This window comes from Blautia sp. LMAG:36 (assembly GCF_008680535.1).
Lineage (GTDB): Bacteria > Bacillota > Clostridia > Lachnospirales > Lachnospiraceae > Blautia_A > Blautia_A fusiformis.
In genome coordinates this window covers 145,365-172,256 of record NZ_NALB01000007.1, presented here as the reverse complement: position 1 = coordinate 172,256, position 26,892 = coordinate 145,365, and the positions used below count along the sequence as shown (strand labels likewise).

21 protein-coding genes, 3 tRNA genes and 1 other RNA gene are annotated in these 26,892 nt (G+C 46.7%); 22 read left to right on the top strand and 3 right to left on the bottom strand.

From position 1 onward, the window contains the following. Positions 1 to 72: 72 nt before the first annotated feature. The 19 genes from aspS (at position 73) to rnpB (ending at position 20,860) form a co-directional block, all read left to right on the top strand. The gene (aspS, locus tag CCC17_RS10330) at positions 73 to 1,404 is read left to right on the top strand and encodes an aspartate--tRNA(Asn) ligase (protein ID WP_059085246.1); all 1,332 of its coding nucleotides are present in this window, start codon (positions 73 to 75) and stop codon (positions 1,402 to 1,404) included. 14 nt (positions 1,405 to 1,418) lie between these two features. Beyond that, entirely contained in the window at positions 1,419 to 1,712 is a 294-nt protein-coding gene (gatC, locus tag CCC17_RS10325) for an Asp-tRNA(Asn)/Glu-tRNA(Gln) amidotransferase subunit GatC (RefSeq protein ID WP_110102034.1), read from the top strand. A gap of 15 nt (positions 1,713 to 1,727) precedes the next feature. Beyond that, positions 1,728 to 3,200: an Asp-tRNA(Asn)/Glu-tRNA(Gln) amidotransferase subunit GatA gene (gene gatA, locus CCC17_RS10320; RefSeq protein ID WP_015525752.1), complete on the top strand. Its 1,473-nt coding sequence runs from the start codon at positions 1,728 to 1,730 to the stop codon at positions 3,198 to 3,200. Continuing rightward, positions 3,197 to 4,636, top strand: a complete 1,440-nt coding sequence (gene gatB, locus CCC17_RS10315; protein WP_118608259.1) for an Asp-tRNA(Asn)/Glu-tRNA(Gln) amidotransferase subunit GatB — start codon at positions 3,197 to 3,199, stop codon at positions 4,634 to 4,636. Before gatA ends, gatB begins: the two co-directional genes overlap by 4 nt. A gap of 6 nt (positions 4,637 to 4,642) precedes the next feature. Then, positions 4,643 to 5,866 (top strand): LL-diaminopimelate aminotransferase, encoded by a 1,224-nt coding sequence (locus CCC17_RS10310; protein ID WP_021651140.1) that lies wholly within the window; start codon positions 4,643 to 4,645, stop codon positions 5,864 to 5,866. 306 nt (positions 5,867 to 6,172) lie between these two features. Beyond that, a complete protein-coding gene (locus CCC17_RS10305) occupies positions 6,173 to 6,499 on the top strand; it encodes a cupin domain-containing protein (RefSeq protein WP_015525755.1) in 327 nt (108 codons plus the stop codon). Between the two features lie 271 nt (positions 6,500 to 6,770). Then, a tRNA-Leu gene (locus tag CCC17_RS10300) sits at positions 6,771 to 6,855 on the top strand. A 138-nt stretch (positions 6,856 to 6,993) separates the two neighbouring features. Next, positions 6,994 to 9,237 (top strand): leucine-rich repeat domain-containing protein, encoded by a 2,244-nt coding sequence (locus tag CCC17_RS10295; RefSeq protein WP_278654718.1) that lies wholly within the window; start codon positions 6,994 to 6,996, stop codon positions 9,235 to 9,237. Between the two features lie 119 nt (positions 9,238 to 9,356). Continuing rightward, positions 9,357 to 9,441 (top strand) — tRNA-Leu (locus CCC17_RS10290). A 27-nt stretch (positions 9,442 to 9,468) separates the two neighbouring features. Next, positions 9,469 to 9,553, top strand: a tRNA-Leu gene (locus CCC17_RS10285). Between the two features lie 289 nt (positions 9,554 to 9,842). Continuing rightward, a complete protein-coding gene (locus CCC17_RS10280) occupies positions 9,843 to 10,853 on the top strand; it encodes a deoxyguanosinetriphosphate triphosphohydrolase (protein ID WP_022426754.1) in 1,011 nt (336 codons plus the stop codon). 19 nt (positions 10,854 to 10,872) lie between these two features. Next, positions 10,873 to 12,666 carry a DNA primase gene (dnaG, locus tag CCC17_RS10275; protein ID WP_118513724.1) on the top strand — a complete coding sequence of 598 codons (1,794 nt, stop codon included), beginning with the start codon at positions 10,873 to 10,875 and terminating at the stop codon, positions 12,664 to 12,666. A gap of 39 nt (positions 12,667 to 12,705) precedes the next feature. After that, positions 12,706 to 13,833, top strand: coding sequence for an RNA polymerase sigma factor RpoD (gene rpoD / locus CCC17_RS10270; RefSeq protein ID WP_021651146.1), 1,128 nt, complete (start codon positions 12,706 to 12,708; stop codon positions 13,831 to 13,833). Beyond that, the gene (locus CCC17_RS10265; RefSeq protein ID WP_278654717.1) at positions 13,826 to 14,554 is read left to right on the top strand and encodes a tRNA (adenine(22)-N(1))-methyltransferase; all 729 of its coding nucleotides are present in this window, start codon (positions 13,826 to 13,828) and stop codon (positions 14,552 to 14,554) included. Before rpoD ends, CCC17_RS10265 begins: the two co-directional genes overlap by 8 nt. Continuing rightward, entirely contained in the window at positions 14,541 to 15,323 is a 783-nt protein-coding gene (locus CCC17_RS10260; protein ID WP_173775702.1) for a Nif3-like dinuclear metal center hexameric protein, read from the top strand. Before CCC17_RS10265 ends, CCC17_RS10260 begins: the two co-directional genes overlap by 14 nt. A gap of 147 nt (positions 15,324 to 15,470) precedes the next feature. Then, positions 15,471 to 17,138 (top strand): nucleoside kinase, encoded by a 1,668-nt coding sequence (locus CCC17_RS10255; RefSeq protein WP_015525762.1) that lies wholly within the window; start codon positions 15,471 to 15,473, stop codon positions 17,136 to 17,138. Positions 17,139 to 17,353: 215 nt separating this feature from the next. After that, complete coding sequence (gene selD, locus CCC17_RS10250) at positions 17,354 to 18,388, top strand: selenide, water dikinase SelD (RefSeq protein WP_330418235.1); 1,035 nt, start codon at positions 17,354 to 17,356, stop codon at positions 18,386 to 18,388. Positions 18,389 to 19,067: 679 nt separating this feature from the next. Continuing rightward, positions 19,068 to 20,441, top strand: a complete 1,374-nt coding sequence (locus CCC17_RS10245; protein ID WP_015525764.1) for a sodium-dependent transporter — start codon at positions 19,068 to 19,070, stop codon at positions 20,439 to 20,441. Positions 20,442 to 20,509: 68 nt separating this feature from the next. Beyond that, an RNA gene (gene rnpB / locus CCC17_RS10240) (RNase P RNA component class A) lies at positions 20,510 to 20,860 on the top strand. Between the two features lie 183 nt (positions 20,861 to 21,043). Here the strand turns inward: rnpB and CCC17_RS10235 are convergent. The 3 genes from CCC17_RS10235 to CCC17_RS10225 form a co-directional block, all read right to left on the bottom strand. Continuing rightward, on the bottom strand, positions 21,044 to 21,481 hold the full coding sequence (locus tag CCC17_RS10235) for an aspartate carbamoyltransferase regulatory subunit (protein ID WP_015525765.1): 438 nt from the start codon (positions 21,479 to 21,481) through the stop codon (positions 21,044 to 21,046). After that, the gene (gene pyrB / locus CCC17_RS10230; protein WP_022426605.1) at positions 21,475 to 22,398 is read right to left on the bottom strand and encodes an aspartate carbamoyltransferase; all 924 of its coding nucleotides are present in this window, start codon (positions 22,396 to 22,398) and stop codon (positions 21,475 to 21,477) included. The genes CCC17_RS10235 and pyrB overlap by 7 nt, the downstream gene beginning before the upstream one ends. A gap of 69 nt (positions 22,399 to 22,467) precedes the next feature. Continuing rightward, positions 22,468 to 22,869 carry a putative ABC transporter permease gene (locus CCC17_RS10225; RefSeq protein WP_044960605.1) on the bottom strand — a complete coding sequence of 134 codons (402 nt, stop codon included), beginning with the start codon at positions 22,867 to 22,869 and terminating at the stop codon, positions 22,468 to 22,470. A gap of 253 nt (positions 22,870 to 23,122) precedes the next feature. Here CCC17_RS10225 and CCC17_RS10220 point away from each other — a divergent pair, with 253 nt between their 5' ends. The 3 genes from CCC17_RS10220 to CCC17_RS10210 are packed head-to-tail and all read left to right on the top strand — an operon-like array spanning position 23,123 to position 26,890. Continuing rightward, positions 23,123 to 24,421: a bifunctional folylpolyglutamate synthase/dihydrofolate synthase gene (locus CCC17_RS10220; protein ID WP_287083030.1), complete on the top strand. Its 1,299-nt coding sequence runs from the start codon at positions 23,123 to 23,125 to the stop codon at positions 24,419 to 24,421. After that, positions 24,418 to 25,548: a prephenate dehydratase gene (gene pheA / locus CCC17_RS10215; RefSeq protein ID WP_021650329.1), complete on the top strand. Its 1,131-nt coding sequence runs from the start codon at positions 24,418 to 24,420 to the stop codon at positions 25,546 to 25,548. Before CCC17_RS10220 ends, pheA begins: the two co-directional genes overlap by 4 nt. 25 nt (positions 25,549 to 25,573) lie before the next feature. Then, positions 25,574 to 26,890, top strand: a complete 1,317-nt coding sequence (locus CCC17_RS10210) for an ATP-binding protein (protein ID WP_173745930.1) — start codon at positions 25,574 to 25,576, stop codon at positions 26,888 to 26,890. Positions 26,891 to 26,892 lie beyond the last annotated feature (2 nt).

The following is a 26,892-nucleotide window of genomic DNA, read 5'->3' as shown; positions in this document are numbered from 1 at the left end:
CACCGGATCGGGGAAAATTCCACAGGGGATTTCCTGATTCGGTGAAACTACTTTGAATTGGAGGATGAGGGAATGGAATTTATGGATGGAATCTGTAAGACTAGAGAATGTGCCTGGGATGTGCTTCTTTCTGAGAGCATGAAAGACCAGGAAGCAACAGTGGAAGGTGCAATACACAGCATCCGTAATATGGGTGACGTGGCATTTGTGATACTTCGAAAAAAAGAAGGACTTTTTCAGACCGTATATGAAAACGACAAGACAAATGTTTCCATTCATGATCTGAAGGAGGCAATGTGTGTGCGCCTCACAGGAACTCTTCATGAGGAAGAAAGAGCGCCTCACGGAAGAGAACTCCGCATCAGCCATGTGGAGATCCTTTCCTCACCTGCAGAGCCTCTTCCGCTGGCCATCGACAAATGGAAGCTGAACACTTCCTTGGAGGCAAAGCTGAATTATCGTCCTATCGCCCTGCGTAATGTGCAGGAGCGTGCAAAATTCAAGATCCAGGAGGCTCTGGTGCGGGCATTTCGTGATTACCTCTATGAGAAGGGGTTCACCGAGATCCACACACCGAAGATCGGAGCCAGAGGTGCAGAGGGTGGTGCAAACCTGTTCAAGCTGAGTTATTTCCATAAACCGGCAGTTCTGGCACAGAGCCCGCAGTTTTATAAACAGATGATGGTAGGTGTTTTTGACCGTGTATTTGAGACCGGCCCTGTATTCCGTGCAGAGAAGCATAACACAAAACGTCATCTGAATGAATATACAAGCCTTGATTTTGAGATGGGCTATATCAACGGATTTGAGGATATCATGGAGATGGAAACCGGATTTCTCCAGTATGCGGTAGAGCTTCTTAAGAAAGACTACGCTCATGAGCTTTCCATTCTGAAGGTGGAGCTTCCAAAGGTGGACAAGATCCCGGCAGTACGTTTTGACAAGGCCAAAGAGCTGGTAGCTGAAAAATATAATCGTAAGATCCGCAACCCATATGATCTGGAGCCGGAGGAAGAAGCGCTGATCGGAAGATATTTCAAAGAAGAATATGATGCTGATTTTGTTTTTGTCACACATTATCCGTCTAAGAAGCGTCCGTTCTACGCAATGGATGATCCGTCAGATGAGAAATTTACATTAAGCTTTGACCTTCTGTTCAAGGGACTTGAGGTAACTACAGGCGGACAGCGTATCCATGATTATCAGATGCTGAAGGATAAGATCGCAGCCCGTGGTATGGATGAAGAGGGTATGGAGCAGTATCTGGATACCTTTAAGCATGGAATGCCGCCTCACGGAGGACTTGGAATCGGACTGGAACGTCTTACCATGCAAATCCTCGGAGAAGAAAACGTTCGTGAGACCTGTCTGTTCCCACGTGATATGAACAGACTTGAGCCGTAATAAGGAGAAAAAAGATGGCAAAGATAATCGATGATGAAACAATGGAAAATGTCTGCATCCTTGCAAAGCTTTCTCTGACAGAGGATGAAAAGGAAAAAGCAAAAGAGGACATGCAGAAGATGCTGGACTATGTAGACAAGCTGGATGAACTTGACACTTCTTCCGTAGAGCCCATGTCCCATATTTTTGAGGACGAAAATGTATTTCGTGAAGATATTGTGACAAACGGAGACAATCATGAGGCGATGCTTGCCAATGCACCGAAACAGAAAGAAAACCAGTATCAGGTTCCGAAAACAATTGGATAAGACAGGAGACAGGACATGGATTTGGGAAAATTAACCGCATTACAGCTTGCGGAAAAGATCAAGCAGCATCAGATAAGCGTCCTGGACGGTGTGAAATACGTATTTAATCAGATCGAAGCAAAAGAGGACAAGGTCCACGCTTATCTTGATACTTACAAAAAAGAAGCCTATGCAAGAGCAAAAGAGGTACAGAAGGGCATTGAGGATGGAACCTATACAGGACCTCTTGCCGGTGTACCTATTGCAATTAAGGATAATATCTGCATTAAGGGAAAAACAACTACCTGTGCATCAAAGATCCTTGAGAATTTTGTGCCGCAGTACAATGCCGAGGTTATTGACCGTCTGGAACAGGCAGGTCTTGTGATCATCGGAAAGACAAACATGGATGAGTTCGCCATGGGAAGTACCACAGAGACATCCGCTTACGGCGTCACCAGAAACCCGTGGGATCTGGAGCATGTTCCGGGCGGCTCCTCCGGCGGCTCCTGTGCGGCAGTGGCAGCAGGAGAGACTTACCTGGCACTGGGTTCTGATACCGGCGGTTCCATCCGTCAGCCAAGCTCCTACTGCGGTGTTACCGGAATCAAACCGACCTACGGAACAGTATCCCGTTACGGACTGGTTGCCTATGCATCCTCTCTGGATCAGATCGGACCGGTAGGAAAGGATGTTGCAGACTGTGCGGCACTCCTTGAGATCATTGCCGGACACGATGCCAAGGACAGCACCTCCATGAAGAGAGAGAATCTTGACTTCTCCGCTTCTATGACAGATAAGATCGTGGGAATGAAATTCGGCGTGCCGAAGGAATATCTCTCAGAGGGACTGAACCCGGAGGTAAAAGAGGCCTTTATGAATACGCTGAAGAGCCTTACCGAGATGGGCGCAGTGGTAGAATTTTTCTCCATGAAGACAACAGAATATATGATCCCTGCCTACTACATCATTGCCAGCGCAGAGGCCAGCTCCAATCTGGAGCGCTTTGACGGTGTGAAGTACGGCTTCCGTGCAAAAGAGTACGAGGGACTTCATGATATGTACAAGAAGACAAGGACTGAAGGTTTCGGCGAGGAAGTAAAACGCCGTATCATGCTTGGCTCCTTTGTGTTAAGCTCCGGTTACTACGATGCTTACTATCTGAAAGCACTTCGCACAAAAGCCCTTATCAAAAAGGAATTTGATCAGGCCTTTTCCAAATATGACGTTCTTCTTGCCCCGGCATCACCCTTTACGGCGCCGAAGCTGGGAGAGAGTCTGAAAGATCCTCTTGCCATGTATCTTGGCGATATTTATACGGTAGCAGTAAACCTGTGCGGACTTCCCGGAATCACAGTTCCATGCGGAAAAGACGCAGCAGGACTTCCAATCGGGATCCAGATGATCGGCGACTGCTTCAAAGAAAACAACCTGTTCCGCGCAGCACACGCCTATGAGAAAAAACGCGGTGATTTCGGAACAGCAATGGAAGGGGGAGAAAAGGCATGAAACAGTATGAGACAGTCATAGGACTTGAGGTGCATGTGGAGCTTGCCACAAAAACAAAGATCTTCTGCGGATGCTCCACAGAATTCGGAGGCGCACCAAATACACATACCTGCCCGGTCTGCACCGGTATGCCGGGCTCTCTTCCGGTCCTCAACAAAAAAGTGGTAGAGTTTGCCATCAAGGCAGGTCTTGCGGCAAACTGTCATATCCATCAGTACTGTAAGTTTGACCGTAAGAACTATTTTTACCCGGATAACCCCCAGAACTATCAGATCTCTCAGCTGTATCTGCCAATCTGCTATGACGGAGCTGTTGAGATCGAGACTTCCGCAGGCAAAAAGACTGTACGTATCCATGAGATGCATATGGAGGAGGATGCCGGTAAGCTGATCCATGATGAGTGGGAAGACTGCTCCCTGGTTGACTACAACCGAAGCGGGGTACCACTGATCGAGATCGTATCCGAGCCGGATATGAGAAGCTCCGAGGAGGTTATCGCATATCTGGAAAAGCTCCGCTGCACCATGCAGTATCTTGGAGTTTCTGACTGTAAGCTCCAGGAGGGCTCCATGCGTGCCGATGTCAATCTTTCCGTCCGTGAGGTGGGAAGTGAGACCTTCGGAACAAGAACAGAGATGAAGAACCTGAACTCCTTTAAGGCCATTGCGAGAGCGATCGAAGGAGAGAGAGAACGTCAGATCGAGCTTCTGGAAGAAGGAAGAGCCGTTGTACAGGAGACAAGAAGATGGGACGATAACAAAGAGTCTTCCCATGCTATGCGTTCCAAGGAGGATGCAAAGGATTACCGTTACTTCCCGGACCCGGATCTTCCGCCGATCCACATTTCCGATGCATGGATCGAAGAGCTGCGTACTTCCATTCCGGAGCTTCGTGAAGCCAAGATGGAGCGTTATCAGAAGGAGTATGAGCTTCCGGCTTATGATGCAGGGATCCTGACCGAATCCAGACATCTGGCAGGACTTTTTGAGGAGACAGCAGTTCTTCTCGGAAACCCGAAAAAGGTGGCAAACTGGTTTATGGTGGAGGTTCTCCGCCTGACAAAGGACAAGGGCCTTGATCCGGAAAGGGTAAGCTTTACCCCGAAGCATCTGGCAGACCTTCTTTCCATGGTGGAGAAAAAAGAGGTCAGCGCACAGAATGCCAAGAAAGTATTTGAAAAAGTGTTTGACGAGGATATTGATCCGGTTGTATATATAGAAGAGAATGGTCTTAAGATCGTAGAAGATACAGGCCTTCTCACCGAAACTGTGAAAAAGATCGTAGATGTAAACCCTGGACCGCTGGCAGAGCTTCTGGGCGGCAAGGATAAGGTTATGGGATTTTTCGTAGGACAGCTGATGAGAGAATTGAAAGGCAAGGCAAATCCTGACAGCGTCAGAAAAGCACTGGCAGAGGAAATTGAGAGAAGGAGATAAAATACTATGGTTACAGTAAATCAGAATTATTTAAAACTTCCGGGAAGCTATCTGTTTTCCAATATCGCAAAGAAGGTAAGCGCATATAAGGAGGCCAATCCGGAATTTAAGGATTCTGTGATCAGTCTTGGAATCGGTGATGTGACACAGCCGCTTGCACCGGCGATCATCGATGCCCTTCATAAATCCGTAGACGAGATGGCACACGCAGAAACCTTTCACGGATATGCTCCGGATCTCGGATATGAGTTCTTAAGAAGTGCCATTGCAAAAAATGATTATCAGTCCAGAGGCTGCGACATCAGCGCAGACGAGATTTTTGTTTCCGATGGAGCAAAAAGTGATTCCGGAAACATCCAGGAGATTTTCGGACTGGATAACAAGGTTGCGGTCTGCGACCCGGTTTATCCTGTATATGTAGATACCAACGTTATGGCCGGACGTACTGGTCTGTATAACAAGGAGAGAGAGAATTTTGACGGTGTGATCTACATGCCCTGCAAAGAGGAGAATGGTTTCCTTCCGGAGATCCCGGCAGATGAGGTACCGGATCTGATCTATCTCTGCTTCCCGAACAATCCCACCGGTGGTGCGATCACAAAGGCAGCTCTTCAGGAGTGGGTTGACTACGCCAACAAAAACGGCTGCGTGATCATCTATGATGCAGCATATGAGGCATATATTTCTGAGGAGGATGTCCCGCACAGCATTTATGAGTGCGAGGGTGCGAGAACCTGTGCCATCGAGCTTCGAAGCTTTTCCAAAAATGCTGGCTTTACAGGCGTTCGTCTTGGATTTACTGTTGTTCCGAAGGAACTGGTGCGTGATGGCGTAGAGCTTCACAGTCTCTGGGCAAGACGCCACGGAACCAAGTTTAACGGTGCTCCGTACATTGTACAGAGAGCAGGCGAGGCTGTTTACTCTCCGGAGGGAAAAGCACAGCTGAAGGAGCAGATCGCTTATTACATGCGTAATGCAAAGACGATCCTGGAGGGACTTTCCGCAGCAGGATTTTCCGTGTCCGGTGGAAAAAATGCTCCATATATCTGGCTGAAAACACCGGATCAGATGACCTCCTGGGAGTTCTTTGATTATCTCCTTGAGAAAGCACACATCGTAGGAACACCAGGTTCAGGCTTTGGTGCACATGGTGAGGGATATTTCCGTCTGACAGCATTCGGAAGCTATGAGAATACTCTTGAGGCAATTGAGAGAATTAAAAATCTGTAATATGAGTATAAATTGCGGAGCAGGTCTTTGTAAAAGAGCTGCTTCGTTTTTTTACCGAATCAAAGAAATATTCTGCTTCATTGCGAATATCCACTTGATCTGGATCAAAGAAGCTCCCGGCAGGGTTGCGAAAAGCAATAAGCAGTGGGAAAAATTTGCCTGTAAGTTAATTTGTGAAAATAACAATAAGGATTGCGAAAATTTATCATATCATTTATAATTGTACAGGAAGTAAGGCACAGGCCGCAGAAAGCCTGTGTTCATAAAATTTCACAAATTTACGCAATCACGAAAGGGGATTTTATCATGGGTATCAGAAGAGTAGAAAATATGTGCGGCGGTAAAGGGCATGTGATCATCAAAGACATTCTTGAGGGAGACGAGCTGAAGGGAAAATGCGGACTTTACGCACAGGTTACCATCGAAAAAGGATGTTCTCTGGGATACCATGAGCATCATGGCGAGACAGAAACCTACTATATCTTAAGCGGTGAAGGCGAGTACGACGATAACGGCGTGAAACGCCCAGTAAAGGCTGGCGACATCACCATCACACCAGATGGAAAAGGACACGGTCTTACCAATACAGGCGACACAGATCTTGTGTTCATGGCACTGATCATTTTTGACTGATCCATATAGAAGAAAACAGAAGTGAGACAGAAGGGCGGCCTTTTTGAAGAGGCTGCTCTTTTTACGACTGAGGCGTAACCTGTGTCGGAGTATAAATTCTGGGATGAAAGATTCTCTGTCTCAGATTGTTATTAAACGAAATGTATTAATTGTATAAACAAAAAATATTTTTGGATTTTTTTAGAAAAAACTGTTGACATACAAAAAGCACTTTGCTATACTGTCACTTGTCGCGAGGGAGAAGATAAAGAATCCCGAAGAAAGGCGATATGCGGAAGTGTCGGAACTGGCAGACGAGCAAGACTAAGGATCTTGTGAGCATTGCGCTCGTGTGGGTTCAAGTCCCATCTTCCGCATTTTTTATTTAGGAAACCTGCATCTGGAAACGGATGCAGGTTTTTTTGCTACATAAAAATATCTGTAAAAAAGGAATCCGGATAGAATATATCATGTTTATATGATATGATAGAAGAAAACGGAAGGAGCATAGTCATATGAGAAGAAAAAGTGCAGGAAAAAAGCTCATGGCCGTACTTATAGCGGCAAGCCTGGCGCTGACTCCGGCAGAGCTGACAGTGGCGGCAGAAATGGAACCAGAGGGTGAGGAAGCAGCATTTTTGGCAGAAGAAAGTGGAGATACTGCATCCTCAGATCCGGAAGATACTGCAGAGACGGAAACAGAGATCACAGATGGATCAGCTGCCATAGAGGAACAGGAAACCACAGATACAGATACCGGGAACAACGTACAGGAGAATGCGGAAACCGGCGTAATGGAGCCTGGTGAAGAAGCGCCAGAGGGTACTGCGGAAGAGGAAGAACTGGAGGCTCCGGAAGCGGCAATGGATGAAGAGGAAGCGTTGGAGGAATGCGAACAGGCAGAAGAAAACGCAGCTTTTGATGATGGAACGAAGGATGCAGTGCAGGCATCCGCAGAATACTCTGATGGAAAATTTACGTGGGTACTGGACGGGAATGGAACACTGACCATTACGGGAAATAACATGGAGTTGACAAAAAATGAGATATCTGAAAGTGCTTTGGAGAAGGCAGGCATCGATTTTTCTAGAGTAAATAAGCTTGTAATCGGGAATGGGATCACAGGCTTTGATAGATGGGGCATGTGGAATCTGAAAAAATATATTAAGGAACTGGAAATCCATGGAAATGCAGGCATGAATATGCCGGAGCAATGCTTTTACGATGTGCCAAATATAGAGAGTGTGGTGATATCCGGTGCAGTGGATGTGCCGAGAGATATGTTTGGAAAATGTACCGGGCTGAAAAAGGTTACATTAAAAAATGGAGTGAGGTCTATTGGAGAGGATGCCTTTCGAGATTGCAGCAGTCTGGAGGGTGTGATATTTGAGAATACAGTATTGGAAAAAATCAGTGACGGAGCATTTTGGGGCTGCAGTGCGCTGAGTTCTATTGTGTTACCGGATTCCGTAACAGAAATAGAAAGGAATGCATTTTTCGAGACCGGACTCAGAAATATCCAGCTTCCGGAAAAACTGACGCTGATAGGAGGAGGGGCATTTTGTAACTGCAAAAATCTGAAGCAGGTACAGCTTCCGCCTCAATTAAAAGAGCTGGGTGAGGGTGCATTTTTTAACTGCGAAAATCTGACACAGATCCAGCTTCCGGCTCAGTTAAATAAATTAGGGACAGATGCATTCAGAAATTGTACATCATTGGATAAGATTGACATACCTGCCGGTCTGACGCAGATCGGGCCTGATACATTTTGCAATACCGGGCTGACCAGTGTGACCTTACATGAGGGACTGACGAAGATCGAAGATGGGGCGTTTCATGATTGCCTTAAGCTGAAAAAGATCCGTATTCCGAAATCAGTTACAGATATTGGTGGACTGGCATTAGGAATACGTTATAACAGGGGAAATGGTGCAGAGGAAGTTATTCCCGGTGGTTTTACAGTAGAAGGTTATACAGGCTCGGCAGCGGAACGATATGTAAAGAGAATGCATCAATGTGAAAATTTATATCATGTATTTTTTAAAGATGTGAAATTTGTTTCCATTGGTGGACAGACTGCAGCGGTTACCAATATCAGCAAAACAAAGATATCCGCACTTAAGACCGGGGCCTTTACCGGAAAGCCGCTGACCCAGGCACTCACCATAACCTACGGCGGTAAGAAGCTTGTAAACGGAAGGGATTACACCCTTACCTGGAAGAATAATAAAAACATCGGAACTGCATCCGTTACGATCAAAGGAAAAGGAAAATATAACGGTTCTGTTACAAAAAAATTCCGGATCACGGTTCAGAAAAACGCAGTCTATACAGTCAGCAGGCTGAAATATAAGATATCCAATGCAGACACATCCGGCAAGGGAACCGTAGTCTTTACCGGAGCTACGGATAAGGCAGCAAGAAAGACACTTACGATCCCGACGACAGTAAAGATTGGTGGAAAGAGCTTTCGTGTAACAGCCATTGGCACCTCTGCAATGTCCGGAGCGAAGAAGCTGACAACAGTGAAAATCGGAGCGAATATAATGACAGTAGGTGCGAAAGCCTTCTGCGGCTGCAGTAAACTCTCCAATGTAACGATCTTCAGCACAAAGCTTACGACAGCGAAGACCGGAGCCAATGCATTTAAGGGGATCCGTTCCAACTGCAGATTTAAAGTACCGGCTTCCAGGGTAAGTGCATACAAAAAACTCCTCCGTGCAAAGGGTGCCGGACCAAAGATAATCGTGACAAAATAACAGAAAAACCGAAAAAATAGAAAACTTTTGAAAAAAGGTGTTGACATACAAGATCCACTTTGCTATACTATCACTTGTCGCGAGGGAGAAAATAAAAAATCCCAAGGAAATGCGGTCATGCGGAAGTGTCGGAACTGGCAGACGAGCAAGACTAAGGATCTTGTGAGCATTGCGCTCGTGTGGGTTCAAGTCCCATCTTCCGCATTGGAAATTTCCAATGAAATGCGATATGCGGAAGTGTCGGAACTGGCAGACGAGCAAGACTAAGGATCTTGTAAGCATTGCGCTTGTGTGGGTTCAAGTCCCATCTTCCGCATGACTTTAAAACAGAGCTGTGAATTGCAGCTCTGTTTTTGGCTATATGAAAGTAAATTATTGCATGCCTGCACTGGTGAGAAGCTGAAATGGGAAGATTTGCGTGATATATTTGTATTCGTTTCATATACAATAGGATAATTTTGGACATCTTAAGGGCTGATCAGACCGTAACTCCAATATTTTTTGAATTATTTTTTCAGAAAAGAGGAATTTGTGGTTTTGTGTAGAATATAATTAACAGAGGGTATTTTGTCGCCGCTGTTTGTCAGACTGTGGAGGAAATGCTTATGAACATCAGAGAGAGCATGGAACAGAGAGAACGGGAGCTTTTGAGCCCTTATGCTTCTCACAGCGCAGATACCAGAGGCCGGGAGCACCCGGAAGAGGAATGCGATGTGCGGACAACGTATCAGAGAGACAGAGACAGGATCCTTCATTGTAAGGCTTTTCGCCGTATGAAGGATAAGACACAGGTGTTTCTGGCACCACAGGGAGATCATTACCGTACCAGGCTGACACATACACTGGAGGTATCGCAGATCGCCCGGACTATTGCCAAGGCACTTCGCTTAAATGAAGATCTGGTGGAAGCGATCGCTCTGGGACATGATCTGGGGCATACGCCTTTTGGACATGCAGGAGAGAGAGCACTGGATCAGGTACATCCGGGTGGCTTTGCACACTATAAGCAGAGCGTCCGGGTTGTGGAAGTACTGGAGAAGAACGGAAACGGGCTGAACCTTACCTGGGAAGTCCGCAATGGGATCATGAATCACCGCACCAGCGGAAATCCTTTCACACTGGAAGGACAGGTGGTACGTTTTTCTGACAAGATCGCCTATATCCACCATGATATGGACGATGCCCAGCGGGCAGGGATCATCACAGAAGATGATATTCCTGTCACAATGAGAACTTTTCTGGGCTATACCACGAGAGAACGGCTGAATACTTTCGTACATAATATTATAGAGAACAGTATGGGGAAAGACAGCATCTCCATGTCGCCGGATGTTTTTGAGGCGATGATGGAGCTTCGGGCGCTGATGTTCCGGAATGTCTATGAGAATCCGGTTGCCAGGAAGGAAGAGGATAAAGTGATCCAGATGCTGAGTGAACTGTACGGATATTATACTGACCATCCGGAGGCAATGTCCCGGGAATACAGGGAACTGGTGGAATACCGGGGAGTACCTAAGGAACAGGCAGTATGTGATTATATTTCGGGAATGACAGATCAGTATTCCATGGAGAAATTCAGGGAGATCTATATACCGAGAGCCTGGGAGGTCTATTAAATGGAAAAGAGGGATAAGCATGCGTTATTCAGATGACATCATAGAAGAAGTCCGAATGAAAAATGACATTGTAGACGTGATATCCCAGTATGTGAAACTGACACGGAGGGGGAGTTCCTATTTTGGGCTGTGTCCCTTCCATAATGAGAAAACCCCTTCCTTTTCCGTAACACCATCCAAGCAGATGTATTACTGCTTTGGCTGCGGGGCAGGAGGAAACGTATACAATTTTATCATGGAATATGAGAATTACTCGTTTGGTGAGGCGCTGTCACATCTGGCTGACCGGGCAGGGGTAGAGCTTCCGAAGATCGAGTATTCCAGAGAAGCCAGAGAAAAAGCAGAACAGAGAGCAAATCTTCTGGAGATCAACAAGCTGGCAGCACAGTACTTTTATTATCAGCTCCGGAGAGAAGGCGGAAAGACGGCTTACGGATATCTGACAGGAAGAGGTCTTTCCGAGGAAACCATCCGTAAATTCGGTCTTGGATATTCGGATAAGTATAGTGATGATCTGTACAAATATCTTAAGGGTAAGGGCTACAGTGATGAACTCCTCCGGGAATCCGGCCTGTTCAATGTAGATGAGCGGCGAGGCATGTATGATAAGTTCTGGAACCGTGTGATCTTCCCGATCATGGATGTAAACAACCGGGTCATTGGTTTCGGAGGTCGTGTCATGGGAGATGGCAAGCCCAAGTACCTGAATTCACCGGAGACGAAGATCTTTGATAAGAGCCGGAATCTTTACGGGCTGAATGTGGCCAGGACCACCAGGAAGAATTATCTGATCCTCTGTGAGGGATATATGGATGTGATCGCCATGCATCAGGCTGGCTTTACCAATGCAGTGGCGTCGCTTGGAACTGCACTGACCTCTGGACATGCAAGTCTTGTGAAACGTTACACCAAGGAAGTCCTGCTTCTTTATGACAGTGACGGTGCAGGAATCCGGGCGGCACTTCGTGCGATCCCGATCCTGCGGGAGGCGGGAGTCACGTCCAGGGTAGTAAGCCTGAAGCCCTGGAAGGATCCGGACGAGTTCATCAAGAATGAAGGAGCGGAGGCCTTTGAGGAACGTCTGAACCGGGCCATGGACAGCTTTATGTTTCGTGTACATATTGCGGAACAGGAATTTGCCATGGATGCACCCCAGGGACAGAATCAGTTTTTTGAGCGGTGTGCCGGGATGCTTCTGGAGCTTTCCGATGAACTGGAGAGGAATCTTTATATAGAAGCCATTGTAAAGGAATACGGCCGCTATGGAGTGGGCACGGAAGATATCCGGAAAAGGGTCAACACACTGGCTCTGAAAGGAACGCCTGCAGAGAAGCGGATCCAGCCGAAATCCGGGACTCCGGAAACAAAGAAAAAAGAATCCGCCGCAGATAAGGCCCAGAAGCTGATGCTTACCTGGCTTGTGAATTATCCGGGAATCTTTGAACAGGTGGAGAAATATATATCACCGTCAGATTTTGTGGTGCCGCTGTATAAAGAAGTGGCCCAGATGCTGTTTGACCAGCATAAAGAAGGGGAGACCAATCCGGGAAAACTTCTCAATGCGTTTACAGACAGCGAGGAACAGAGAGAAGTAGCGTCACTTTTTAATGCCACCATTCATCTGGAAAACGAAGGAGAACAGCAGAGAGCTTTTTCCGATGCGCTGCTGCGGATCAAGGAAGAAAGCCTCAAAGAAAAAAACCGTACCTGGGACCCGTCAGACATGGCCGGGCTTCAGGAACTGATAAAAGCAAAAAAAGAACTGGAAGACCTTGGAAGAAAGAGGCAGCAACTGCATATTTCTTTCAATTAAGGATAAAATATAAACACTATATGGAGGTATAGAGCACCTATGGAAATGAATATGGCAAAATTCAGCGAGAAACTTGTAGAGCTTCTTGAACTTGCAAAAAAGAAAAAGAATGTGCTGGAATATCAGGAGATCAGTGACTTTTTCAAGGACTCTCCACTGGAAGTGGATCAGATGGAGAAGGTTTTTGACTTCCTGGAGGCCAGCGGTGTGGACGTTCTCCGTATCACAGAAAACAGCGGTGACGAACTCCTCCTTGATAACGATATGGATATGGATGGGATGGAAGATGAAGAAGAGGTAGAGCTTGATAAGATCGACCTCTCTGTACCGGAAGGTGTCAGCATCGAGGATCCGGTCCGTATGTACCTGAAAGAGATCGGTAAAGTCAGTCTGTTAAGTGCAGATGAGGAAATCGAGCTTGCCAAGAGAATGGAAAAGGGGGATGAAGCTGCCAAGAAACGTCTGGCAGAGGCCAATCTCCGTCTTGTTGTCAGCATTGCAAAGCGTTATGTTGGACGTGGAATGCTGTTCCTCGACCTGATCCAGGAGGGAAATCTTGGCCTTATCAAAGCTGTTGAAAAATTTGATTACAGAAAAGGCTACAAGTTCAGTACCTATGCAACCTGGTGGATCCGTCAGGCTATCACAAGAGCCATTGCAGATCAGGCGCGTACCATCCGTATCCCTGTGCATATGGTTGAGACCATCAACAAGCTGATCCGTGTTTCCCGTCAGCTGCTCCAGGAGCTTGGACGTGAACCTACGCCGGAAGAAATCGCTGAGGAGATGGACATGCCGGTAGACCGTGTACGTGAGATCCTTAAGATCTCCCAGGAGCCGGTATCTCTGGAAACTCCTATCGGTGAGGAGGAAGACAGCCATCTTGGCGATTTCATCCAGGATGATAATGTTCCGGTACCTGCAGATGCAGCTGCATTTACACTTCTGAAGGAGCAACTGGTAGAAGTCTTAAGTACGCTTACTGACCGTGAACAGAAGGTTCTCCGCCTCCGTTTCGGACTGGACGACGGACGTGCCAGAACTCTGGAGGAAGTTGGTAAAGAGTTCAATGTCACAAGAGAGCGTATTCGTCAGATCGAGGCAAAAGCTCTGCGCAAGCTGCGTCATCCCAGCCGCAGCCGCAAGCTGAAGGATTATCTTGACTGATAAAAATATATCCGTACAGCTTTCCATGCGTCTTCGTGCCATTGCCGGTATGGTAACAAAAGGAAACCGGCTGGCAGACGTAGGATGTGACCATGGCTATCTGTCGATCTGGCTTGTCAGTGAAAAAACAGTTCCGTCAGCCATTGCCATGGATGTACGCCCGGGACCGCTTTCAAGAGCCAGGGAGAATATTACCCGTTATGGCCTTGAAGATTACATAGAGACCCGTTTGAGCGACGGGCTTGCGAAGCTTGAGCCGGGAGAAGGTGATACCCTGGTGATCGCGGGAATGGGTGGTCCTCTGATGGAAAGGATATTAAAGGATGGAGCGAAGGTCCGGGAGGGGTTTCAGGAACTGATCCTGCAGCCTCAGTCGGACCTTCCTCATTTCCGACATTTTCTTTCTGAGATCGGCTGGGAGATCGTAAGGGAAGAAATGATAAAAGAAGACGGAAAATTTTATCCTATGATGAAAGCGGTACGTAACAATTCGGGAGAAAAGACTGTTTACACAGAGGAAGAGGCCTGGTTTGGACCTCTCCTTCTGAAAAAATGTCACCCGGTCCTTAAAGAGTATCTTATCCGGGAGGAAATGATCCGTAAGAAAATACTTGCCGGTCTTTCCGGGGCAGAGTCTGTTTCCGCAAAAACTCGTCTGGCAGAAGTAAAGGAGGAAATGGAGCTGATCCATACAGCTCTGAAACGATATGAAAGCATATGAACTGATCGAATGGCTGAATGAGCACCATCCGCAAAAATTTGCGGAGGACTGGGATAATGTGGGACTGCTGGTGGGAGATGACCAGAAAGAGATTTCCCATGTATTTCTTGCGCTGGATCTTACGGAACCGGTGTTGGATGAGGCGGTGGCTGCTGGTGCGGATATGATCCTTACCCATCACCCAATGATCTTTTCCGGAATCAAAAAGATCAACAATCATACCTTTACCGGAAGAAAGATCCTCCGTCTGATAAAGGAGGATATCCCGTATTTTGCCATGCATACCAATTATGATGTGATTGGAATGGCAGATTTAAGCGCAGATCATCTGAAGCTTCAGGATACAAGGGTGCTTACAGTTACCGATGGATCCGGGGAGCAGCCGGAGGGGTTCGGAAGAGTAGGAAAGCTTCCCCATGTTATGACTCTTGGTGAGTTTGGAAAATATGTAAAAGAATGCAATCATCTTCCGGATGTGCGGGTTTACGGTGATCTGGATCGGAAGATCGAGACTGTAGCGATTTGTACAGGAAGCGGAAAGAGTATGATCGGTGATGTAATGGCCGCCGGTGCGGATGTATATGTGACAGGAGATATTGATTATCATACTGCCATTGATACTATGGCAGATGGTCTGGCAATCGTAGATGCCGGACATTACGGTACGGAGTATATTTTTGCGGAAGCTATGGAGAAGGAACTGAATGAGGCATTCTCTGCGCTTAAGACAACCTGCGCCAGTGTGAAAAATCCATATACTGTTTTGTAAAAGCGGATCGCAAAAAGTGCTTGTATTCATGAATATGTAGCGGGACGGAATAAGATTATCCGTTTCGGAAAAATGAATTGTGAAACACATGGCTGTCCGAAAAATCGGGCAGCTGTATAAATATATAAGCCTGTGGAGGGGATCGTTATGGAACAGACAATGATTAAAGTGACCATAAACGGAGAAACAAGGGAATACCCCAAAATGACACCGTATTCTGAGATCATAAGGGATTATGAGGGCAAAACAGAGTATCCGGTGATCCTTGTGACTGAAAACGGAAAGCTCCGTGAGCTTCACAAGAAGCTTCAGCATGACTGTACACTGGGATTTATAACCGCAAAGGACAGTGCCGGTCGAAAAACCTATCGGAGAAGTGCGATCTTTATTCTTTTGAAGGCAATTTTTGATGTAGCTGGAAAAGAGAATGTGGATCATGTTGTGATCCATTATTCTATTGGAAATGCTCTTTATTTTACCATGAAAGGCAGTGCTACCCTGGATCAGGAGCTTCTTGACCGGGTAAAAGTGCGGATGCGGGAACTGGTAGAACGGAAGCTTCCGATCTGCAAACGCAGTGTCAGCACGGATGATGCCGTTTCCATGTTCCACAGGCATCATATGTATGATAAAGAAAAGCTGTTCCGTTATCGGCGGGTTTCCAGAGTGAATATTTACAGCCTGGAAAATTTCGAGGATTATTTTTACGGATTTATGGCACCGGATACCGGCTATGTGAAGTATTTTGATCTGCAGCTTTATGATGAAGGCTTTGTGCTGATCCTTCCGAGGCAGAAGAACCCGGATGTGCTGGAGCCTTTTGAACCCCAGGCTAAGATCTTCCATGTGCAGAAGGAATCGGAAGAGTGGGGCGATAAGCTGGATGTTGCCACTGTAGGAGATCTCAATGACCGGATCACAAGAGAAGGTGTGCAGAGCCTGATGCTGATTCAGGAGGCACTTCATGAGGCCAAGATTTCTTCGATTGCCGAGGAGATCCGGAGAAGGGGCAATGTAAAGTTCGTAATGATCGCAGGTCCGTCTTCTTCCGGAAAGACCAGTTTTTCTCACAGATTATCGATTCAGCTTTCTGCTCATGGTCTGAAGCCGCATCCCATTGCTGTGGATAACTATTTTGTGGATCGTGAACATACGCCGCTGGATGAATTCGGAGAAAAGAATTATGAGTGTCTGGAAGCCATTGACACGCAGCAGTTTAATGAAGATATGCTGAATCTCCTTTCGGGAAAAACCGTGGATCTTCCTACATTTAATTTCAAGACCGGATGCAGGGAATACCGGGGAGACCAGCTTCAGCTTGGAAAAGATGATATCCTGGTCATTGAGGGTATCCACGGGCTCAATGACAAATTGAGTTATGCCCTTCCAAAAGAGAGTAAGTTTAAGATCTATATCAGTGCACTGACACAGCTGAACATTGATGAGCATAACCGGATCCCCACAACGGATGGAAGACTGATACGCCGAATTGTCCGTGATGCACGTACACGTGGAACTTCCGCAAAGGATACCATTGCAAGGTGGCCTTCTGTACGGAGAGGCGAGGAGCAGAATATTTTTCCGTTCCAGGAGGAAGCAGATGTGATGTTTAATTCAGCTCTTGTGTATGAGCTTGCCTGCCTGAAGGTTTATGCGGAACCGCTGCTTTTTGGAATTGACAAGAGTGAACCGGAGTATCAGGAGGCGAAGCGGCTTTTGAAGTTCCTGGATTATTTTGTGCCGGTGCCCAGTGAAGGCGTTCCGTTTAATTCGCTTCTGAGGGAGTTTATTGGCGGTAGTTGTTTTAATGTATAAATTAATTGTATGAATAAAAAAAGCTATGTGTAGATATAAGGCTCTATGCAATGCAGATATCGGTTGGCACAAAGATGAGAAGATTAGGATTTCTCTGTGCATAGGATCTGTGGTGTGTGGAGCCTTTTGAGTGTGAATCGGAAAAGTTAAAGTCCTCTGTGGTGCTGCGGATGGATGACGGGATTTACAGGACTTAAAGGAAAGGGAAAATGATCATGAAAGAAAAAATACAATTGACAAAACTGGCTCCAAACTGTGGCTGTGCAGCTAAGGTAGGACCGGGGACTCTGGCGGGAGTTCTTGGCGGGCTGCCAAAGTTCTGTGATCCGGATCTTCTGGTTGGAACGGACACTTCGGATGATGCGGCCGTTTATAAGGTTTCCGAAGATCTGGCACTGATCCAGACATTGGATTTTTTTACTCCGGTGGCAGATGATCCTTATGATTTCGGGCAGATCGCGGCGGCAAATGCATTGAGTGATGTGTATGCCATGGGTGGAACTCCGAAGACAGCTTTGAATATTGTGGCGTTTCCGAAGGATATGGATGTGGAGATCCTCGGGGAGATCCTGCGTGGCGGTGCGGATAAGGTGATGGAGGCCGGGGCGGTTCTTGCCGGTGGCCATACGATCCAGGATGATACACCAAAGTATGGGCTCAGTGTGACGGGTTTTGTAGATCCGAGGAAGTTCTGGAAGAATTTTGGAGCGCAGACCGGAGATAAGCTGATCCTGACGAAGGCGCTGGGTGCGGGGATCGTGAATACGGCGATCAAGGCGGATCTGGTGACGGAAGGTGCACGTAAGGCGGTTTTGGCTTCCATGAAGAAACTGAACCGGGATGCCTGTGAGGTTTTTAAAGAGTTTGAGGTTCATGCCTGTACGGATGTGACGGGGTTTGGTCTTGGGGGACATGCTACGGAGATGGCTGTGGCCAGTGACCGGACGGTTGTGATCGATACGGAGAAGCTGCCGGTGCTTCCGGATGTGGAGGAGTTTGCTTCTATGGGATTGATTCCGGGTGGGGCTTACAGGAACCGGGAGTTTGCTGAGAAAACCGGAGTGAAAAGTGTGGCAGAGCTCTGGCGGGAGGATCTGGTGTTTGATCCGCAGACTTCTGGGGGATTGCTGGCGGCGGTTCCGGAGAGGGATGTGCAGGAGATCATGAAGCGGCTGGATGCGGCTGGTCTGCAGGCTGGGGTGATCGGTGAGGTTGTGGATCGGCGGGAGTGGACGTTGGAGATCCGGTAGGAAATTAATTTACGAACGAATGTTTGGACGATAACGTCAGAGTGGATGGTTGCGTAGGGGGGATACTGCTGGGGAAAGTGGTGGAAGCAGAATGATGGATGGCGGATGGCGGACGACGGACGCCTGGGGGAGAGGATATCGGTCCGGGCAGGGACTCCGTCGGGGGATACTACTAGGACTCCGTGAGTCGGCTAAAAGCATTGCGGCAGGGCCAGAACTCGCCGTTGGCTCAGACAGCTGACCCTGCCGCAATAACGCCGACTCCCGCAGCCCAAGTAGTTATCACCCCTCCTCCGCAGCAGCCCAAACCGATATCCTCTCCCCCAGGCTGGTGCATCCAGCTGGCAGGAAAAATATAAAATGTGCGGAGAGTATGGTTGTGGGATGCAGAACAGGAAAATTACTGTTTACTGGTAATATTCCGCGAGGTGTTTTTTGTGAGCGAAGGTCACAGAAAACCCGAGCCATACTGCGCGAATTTATGTGATTAGCATAAATTCTGTGCACCGCGAAGCGTGTTACTGAGAATGGAGTGAACAGTAATTCAGGAAATATAGGCTCTGTATTTTTTTAATATATTGTTTGCCTGAGGGATAAAAGCATGGTATTATCATATGAGCGGAAATTGAGAAGACATAAAGAATACAAAAAACAAATATGTGACGGGAAAGGAAGAATTATGGAGAAACATAAACATGAGAGGAGTACATTTTCCGGGAAGATTGGATTTGTACTGTCTGCAGCTGGTGCTTCGGTAGGGCTTGGGAATATATGGAGATTCCCTTATCTGGCGGCAAAGTACGGCGGTGGAATTTTTTTACTGATCTATATCATTCTGGCATTGACCTTCGGATATTCTATGATCGTGGCAGAGACAGCTCTGGGACGTATGACAAAGAAAAGTCCGGTAGGTGCGTTTGGAACTTTTGGTAAATCAAAGTGGCTGTCTTTGGGCGGTTGGATCAATGCGATCATACCGGTTCTGATCGTGCCGTATTATTCCGTGATCGGTGGATGGGTAATTAAATACCTGGTGGAGTATGTAAAGGGAGGCAGTCAGATTCTTGCTGAAGACGGATATTTTTCTGCTTTTATAGCGGATGGATTTTCTACAGAAACCTGTTTCCTGTTTTTTACACTGCTTACGCTGGTGATCATTTATGCAGGTGTGCAGAATGGCGTGGAACGAGTTTCCAAATTAATGATGCCGATACTGGTATTCTTGTCTGTGGTCATTGTCATTTATTCGGTAACGAGGCCAGGAGCACTGGAAGGTGTGAAATATTTTCTGATACCAAATATCAAAAACTTCTCCTGGATGACAGTGGTTGCGGCAATGGGACAGATGTTTTATTCTCTGTCGATCGCAATGGGTATTCTGGTAACTTTTGGTTCTTATATGAAAAAGGATGTATCTATTGAAGGGTCTACACAAAATGTAGAAATTTTTGACACAGCGATCGCAATGATGGCAGGTCTGATGATCATTCCGGCTGTGTTTGCATTCTCCGGTGGAAATCCGGATACGTTACAGGCGGGACCGGCACTGATGTTTATTACGATTCCGAAGGTATTCGCAAGCATGGGATTTGGAACTTTGGTTGGAATCCTGTTTTTTGTATTGGTTCTCTGTGCAGCCTTGACCAGTTCTATTGCACTGACTGAGAGTGCAGTATCTACTTTTCAGGATGAACTGAAATGGGGGCGCAAGAAGGCAACAGTATTTGTCGGAATTATCATGGTTGTTCTCGGAAGTCTTTCTTCTCTTGGCTATGGTCCTCTGGCGTGTGTTAAGATCATTGGAATGCAGTTCCTTGATTTCTTTGATTTCCTGACGAACTCTGTCATGATGCCGATCGCAGCGATTGCTACCTGTCTTCTGATATCCAGAGTAGTTGGTACAAAGAAGATTGAAGAGGAAGTACTGCAGGAAGGTGGTACTTTCCGCAGAAAAAGAATCTTTAATTTTATGATCCAGTATCTTTGCCCAATCTTTGCGGCGATCATTCTTTTCAGTTCTGTGGCAAATGCATTTGGATGGATTTCCATGTAAAAGACATAGGAGACCAAGAAAATTCCAACTTTACAAGTCTATACACCTGTGTTAAAATAGCAGGTGCGCAGCCAGGCCAGGTGATCGCGGCTGGACAGACGAAAGGGTCCAGACGAGGAAAGTCCGGGCTTCACAGGGCAGGATGCCGGATAACGTCCGGTGGAGGTAACTCCCAGACCAGTGCAACAGAAATAAACCGCCCCGTTTTGCGGGGTAAGGGTGGAAAGGCAGTGTAAGAGACTACCGCCGCTGTGGTAACAGAGCGGGCACATGTAAACTCCATTCGAAGCAAGACCGAGAAGAAAGCCATACGGCGGCCCGTCGTGCTTTCAGGTAGGTCGCTGGAGCCTTCTGGCAACGGAAGGCCTAGATAGATGATCACCCAACGACATAACCCGGCTTATCGGTCTGACTGTGTATGATAATAAGCACATAATAAAAGCAACTGTATTTTGCAGATATGTTCTGTAAAATATCAGTTGCTTTTTTGTAAAAAACTTTTCTATGAAAACACAGCGCCCGGTTCCCGCTTCGATATTCAGGCCTTCGCAGGAGCCGGACGCGTCTGTTTGTCAATAATTCTCGCAGGAATCCTTGAATCCCTATTTATTCCGTTTACCTCTATATTTCTCCTCACAATATTTACACCGGTAAACTTCATTCTCTTCATCTGCAAGAACAAAAATCTGATCCAGCCCCTGCTCGATGGAAGTAATGCAGCGAGGATTCTTGCATTTGATCACGTTCACAACCTGCTTCGGCAGCTTCAGCTCTTTCTTTGCAACGATCTTTTCGTCCTTGATGATATTTACGGTAATATTATGATCGATAAAACCAAGGATATCCAGATCCAGATCCTCGATGGGGCATTCAACCTTGATGATATCCTTTTTTCCCATTTTCTGGCTGCGGGCATTTTTGATGATAGCAACCGTACAGTCCAGCTTATCCAGCTTCAGGTCATGATAAATCGTCATTGCCTTGCCGGCTTTGATATGATCCAGAACATAACCCTCACGAAGAGCACCTACGTTTAACATGGCAGTTCCACCTCCAGTAATGTAAGAATCAGGGCCATACGGACATACACACCATACTGGACCTGTTTGAAATAAGCGGCACGTGGATCAGAATCCACTTCAACAGAAATCTCGTTAACACGTGGGAGTGGGTGGAGGACATACATATCCTTCGGTGCAAGCTCCATTTTCTGTTTGTCCAGAACATAGAAATCTTTCATGCGGACATAATCCTCTTCGTTGAAGAAACGTTCCTTCTGAACACGGGTCATGTACAGGATATCCAGATCCGGAAGTGCATCCTCCAGACGTTCCTCCTCGACAAACTCGACATTGTTGCGTTTCAGAACATCCTCACGGATATAGCTTGGAATACGAAGCTCCTCCGGAGAGATCAGAACAAATTTCACATTTTCATAACGGACCAGAGCCTCGATCAGAGAGTGAACGGTACGGCCGAATTTCAGGTCACCACAGAGGCCGATGGTAATATTGTCAAGTCTGCCCTTCAGGGAGCGGATAGTTAAAAGATCGGTTAATGTCTGGGTAGGATGCTGGTGGCCGCCATCACCGGCATTGATCACCGGAATGTTGGATGACATAGAAGCTACAAGCGGAGCACCCTCTTTCGGATGACGCATAGCACAGATATCTGCATAACAGGAAACAACGCGAATAGTATCGGCAACGCTTTCGCCTTTGGATGCGGAGCTGGAATCAGCAGAAGAAAAACCGAGAACCTTTCCTCCAAGATTCATCATGGCTGCTTCGAAACTTAAACGTGTACGTGTACTTGGTTCGTAAAACAATGTCGCAAGCCTTTTATCATCACAGGTATGCGCATACTTTTTTGGATTTTTCCCGATGTCGTCGGCGAGATTCAGAAGCTTATCAAGCTCTTCAACCGAGAAATCCAATGGACTCATTAAATGTCTCATGTTGTACCTCCAATTATTTACTGGAAATAAGATTCCTTCCAGTTATCATATAATATAACTGTGAGATTTTCAAGAGACTTTCCGAGGATTTTGTCGAAGAAGCCATTCGAAAAAGAGACCGGTAAAAAACCACAGAGGAGCATAGTCCAGCCGGATCACTCCTTTATACTGAAGCGGAACATGAGAATAATCCCAGGGACAGATGTGAAGCTTCTGAAAAAAAGATCCGCTTAAAAATTCCACGAAAAAAATCCCGCAGCTGTAAATGATCCCCCGTACCATAACCGGAAAGCGGGCAAGCTTGTAGTAAGCCGGACGGATCAGTGCTGCAAGTCCGTAAATAGGGAACATCAGAAGAGAGGTTTTGCCCATCATAGTAAAATGTCCGGTGACAAGAGAGTGCAGTCCTGTCCATAAGATCTCCAGACACCAGCCTGTAAAACCACATAGAAAAAAATCCTTCTTTTGCATTTTAAAGCTCCTTCTCATCAGCAGAAATCCTGCGCTTTCCGGAAAAATGTCAGTTTAACTGAATTAAGAAAGTCCCCTGCGGGGCTGCGAATATCCGCCTGGACTTTAAATATATTTAACGTGGAAAAGCGTCTTTAATAGCCTTCCCTGCCTTGAAAAAAATATACACGTGGGTTATAATGAACAAAATTATTACTGCAAAGTGAAAAAGCAGTAATGGATCATCAACACATGCGGAAGGAGAAAACAGACGATGAATTATGAAGAAAGTCGTGCCTACATCAGAGCTGCGGAATTGAAAAAGGGAATTGTTCTGGGACTGGAAAATATGAGAGAACTGATGAGGCGGCTTGGAGATCCCCAGGATGAACTGAAGTATGTTCATGTAGCGGGAACTAACGGAAAGGGTTCTGTGATCGCATATCTGTATTCCGCTTTATCAGGTGCAGGTTACCGGGTCGGAAGATATATTTCCCCGGCGGTCTATTCCTACAGAGAGAGGATGGAGGTTAACGGAGAACCTGTCAGCAGAGAGAAATTTGCAGCATATGTGACAAGGATCGCGGAGGTGATCGATGAGATCGTAAAAGAGGGAAAACCGCATCCGTCAGTATTTGAAATTGAAACTGCAGCCGCATTTCTTTATTTTCGGGATGAGAAATGCGATCTGGTATTAATGGAAGTTGGTATGGGCGGTGATCTGGATGCCACCAACATTATAAGTACTACAGTTCTTTCCATTCTGGTATCCATCAGTATGGATCATACGGCATTTCTTGGAAATACCCTGGGCGAGATAGCAGAAAAAAAGGCCGGCATCATTAAACCGGACAGTCATATGGTAACTGTAAAGCAGCAGCCGGAGGCAGAGGCGGTCATACGGAGAATATGTGAAGAACAGAATGTGCCGTACGAGGCAGCAGACCGGGACAGCGCAGAGGTACTGGAAGCATCCATAACCGGCCAGACCTTTCTTTATAAAGGAGAAAAATATACAATATCCCTGGCAGGTGCCTATCAGAAAGAGAATGCGGTGGCAGCGCTCCGGGCACTGGAAATCCTGAATGAACAGGGATATCCCACAACACTGGTCCAGAGACAGGATGGACTGAAGCGTACCACCTGGCCAGGAAGATTTGCACTTCTCGGGACAGAACCGGATTTTGTGGTTGATGGAGCTCATAACCCTGCAGCGGCAGACATGCTGGCAGCATCCATTGAACGGTATTTTAAGGGGAAAAGGATCATCTACATCATGGGAATGTTCCGTGACAAGGATTACCGCAAGGTCATCCGGAAAACAGAAAAATACGCAGATACCATCCTGACGATTGCGGCACCGGATAACCCCAGGGCTCTGACCCCGCAGGAGCTGGCAGATGCGGTGCGGGAATTTCATTCTGATGTAAGGCCCTTTGACAACATCGAAGCCGCAGTAGCAGAGGCCTATCAGCTGGCAGGAAAAGAGGATGTGATCATTGCTTTTGGTTCCCTGGCGTTCCTGGGGGATCTTACAGAAATTATCAGGAAACATAACGGAGGAAACCAATGACGGATTTGGAAAGATACAGAGACGAGATCGATGAGATCGACAGTGAGATCGTACGTCTCTTTGAAAAACGAATGAAGGTGAGTGAGGAAGTCGCTGAATATAAAATAAAAACCGGTAAGCAGGTACTGGATCCGGCACGTGAGAGCCAGAAGATCCATACGCTGAAAAACAAGGCCCACGGGGACTTTAACAGCCTCGGCGTGCAGGAGCTTTTTCGTCAGATCATGGCCATCAGCCGTAAGAGACAGTACCAGCTGTTGACAGAGCATGGGATTTACGGAGAGCGCAATTTCACAACTGTGAAGCATGTTCCCCTTGAAAACGCAACGGTTGTGTTCCAGGGTGTAGAGGGAGCCTACAGCTATGCGGCTATGCGGCAGTACTTTGGGAAAAATATCGAAAGCTACCATGTAAAAACATGGAGGACAGCTATGGAGGATGTAACCCATGGCAAGGCCGATTATGCGGTACTTCCTATTGAGAATTCTACTGCAGGTATCGTGGCTGATATCTATGACCTTCTTATGGAGTACAAGCTGTATATCGTAGGCGAGCAGATCATCCGTGTGGATCATGTGCTTCTGGGCATGCCGGATGCACAGATAGGGGATATCAGGGAAGTCTGCTCTCATCCTCAGGGGCTTGCCCAGTGCAAGGCATTTCTGGAGGAAAACCCTTCCTGGAAAAAGAAGGAAGTGGAAAACACCGCAGGCGCGGCCAAAAAGGTCAGTGAGGTGGGGGACAAAGGCGTGGCAGCTATCGCAAGCCGTGAGGCTGGTGAGGTATTTGGTCTGAAGGTCCTTGCAGAAAATATCTGCAGAGAAAAAGCAAACTCTACACGTTTTATTATTGTAAGCAGGAAACCGGAATACGAGGAAAAGGCCGGGAAGATCAGCATCTGTTTTGAGCTGCCTCATGAAAGCGGAACTCTTTACAACATGCTTTCACATATTATCTACAACGGACTGAACATGACCAAAATTGAATCCCGTCCGATTCCGGGAAAATCCTGGGAATACCGTTTTTTCGTGGATTTCACAGGGAAACTTGGCGAAAGCGCTGTGGAGAATGCGTTAAGAGGAATCGAGGCGGAGGCGAATGTTCTCCGTGTTCTTGGAAATTATTAAGAGACAGAGGAGCTAAATTATTATGTTGGCAAGAATTCAGGAATGTATCCTTTACCGTGGATTTTCAAACGGTGAGATACTGGACGATATGACAGAACTTATTAATCTTTATGAAGCAGATGAAGAAGCACTCAAGGCAAGAGAAGACCAGTTTTTCAAAAGTGTCAACGGGCTGGTGGAGCTGGCAGGAATGTACGGTTTTTCCGGAAATATCTGGCATACATATCTTACCTTCCTTCTGGTAAATCATGAGAACGCTTTCAGTATGGCAAGCGAGATACGAGGAGCGATCAAGGGCAGCATTAACGACCTGGCAAAAAATGATTTCCAGATTTTCAAGGAATTGTATGATTTTGACATCACGGTCTTTGATAAAGTGTTCGGAACTGTATGCTGCAGGGTGATCTGTGATTACCAGACACCGGATGAGAACAGCAAGCTCTTTAATACCAGGATCCGTGACCGTATCTGTCAGATGAGCAAAACCCTGGCAGCAGCCACCACAACCGAAGAATTTATGGATGATATGGTATCCTTCTATAAAGATTTCGGTGTTGGCAAGCTTGGTCTCCATAAGGCATTCCGTATCGGCCACGATGAGGAGGGAAAGGTGGAGATCCAGCCTATCACAAGGATCGCACATGTGAAGATCGATGATCTGGTAGGATATGAGATCGCCAAGAAAAAGCTCATTGATAATACAGAGGCATTTGTACAGGGGAGAAAGGCGAACAACTGTCTGCTCTTTGGTGATGCGGGAACCGGTAAATCTTCCAGTATCAAGGGAATCCTGAACCAGTATTATGATCAGGGACTTCGTATCATTGAGGCCTATAAGCATCAGTTCCAGGATCTTAATGAAGTCATCGCCCAGATCAAAAACCGTAACTATCGTTTTATCATTTATATGGATGATCTTTCCTTTGAGGAATTTGAGATTGAATATAAATACCTGAAAGCCGTGATCGAGGGCGGTCTTGAGAAAAAACCGGACAATGTCCTGATCTATGCCACAAGCAACCGGCGTAATCTTGTCCGTGAGCGTGCCACAGATAAGCTGGAGATCGCAGATGACAATGATCTGCATTCCTCCGACACCGTGCAGGAGAAGCTTTCCCTGGTATATCGCTTTGGTGTCCGTATCTACTTTGGCAAACCGGACAAAAAACAGTTCCAGGAGATCGTCCGTACACTGGCAGCTCGTTATGGAGTTACCATGCCGGATGAGGAACTGCTTTTGAAAGCCAACCAGTGGGAGATCTCTCACGGCGGACTGACCGGACGTGCAGCGCAGCAGTTTATTGATTACATTGTGGGAACAGAGGAAGAAAAAAAGAAATAGTT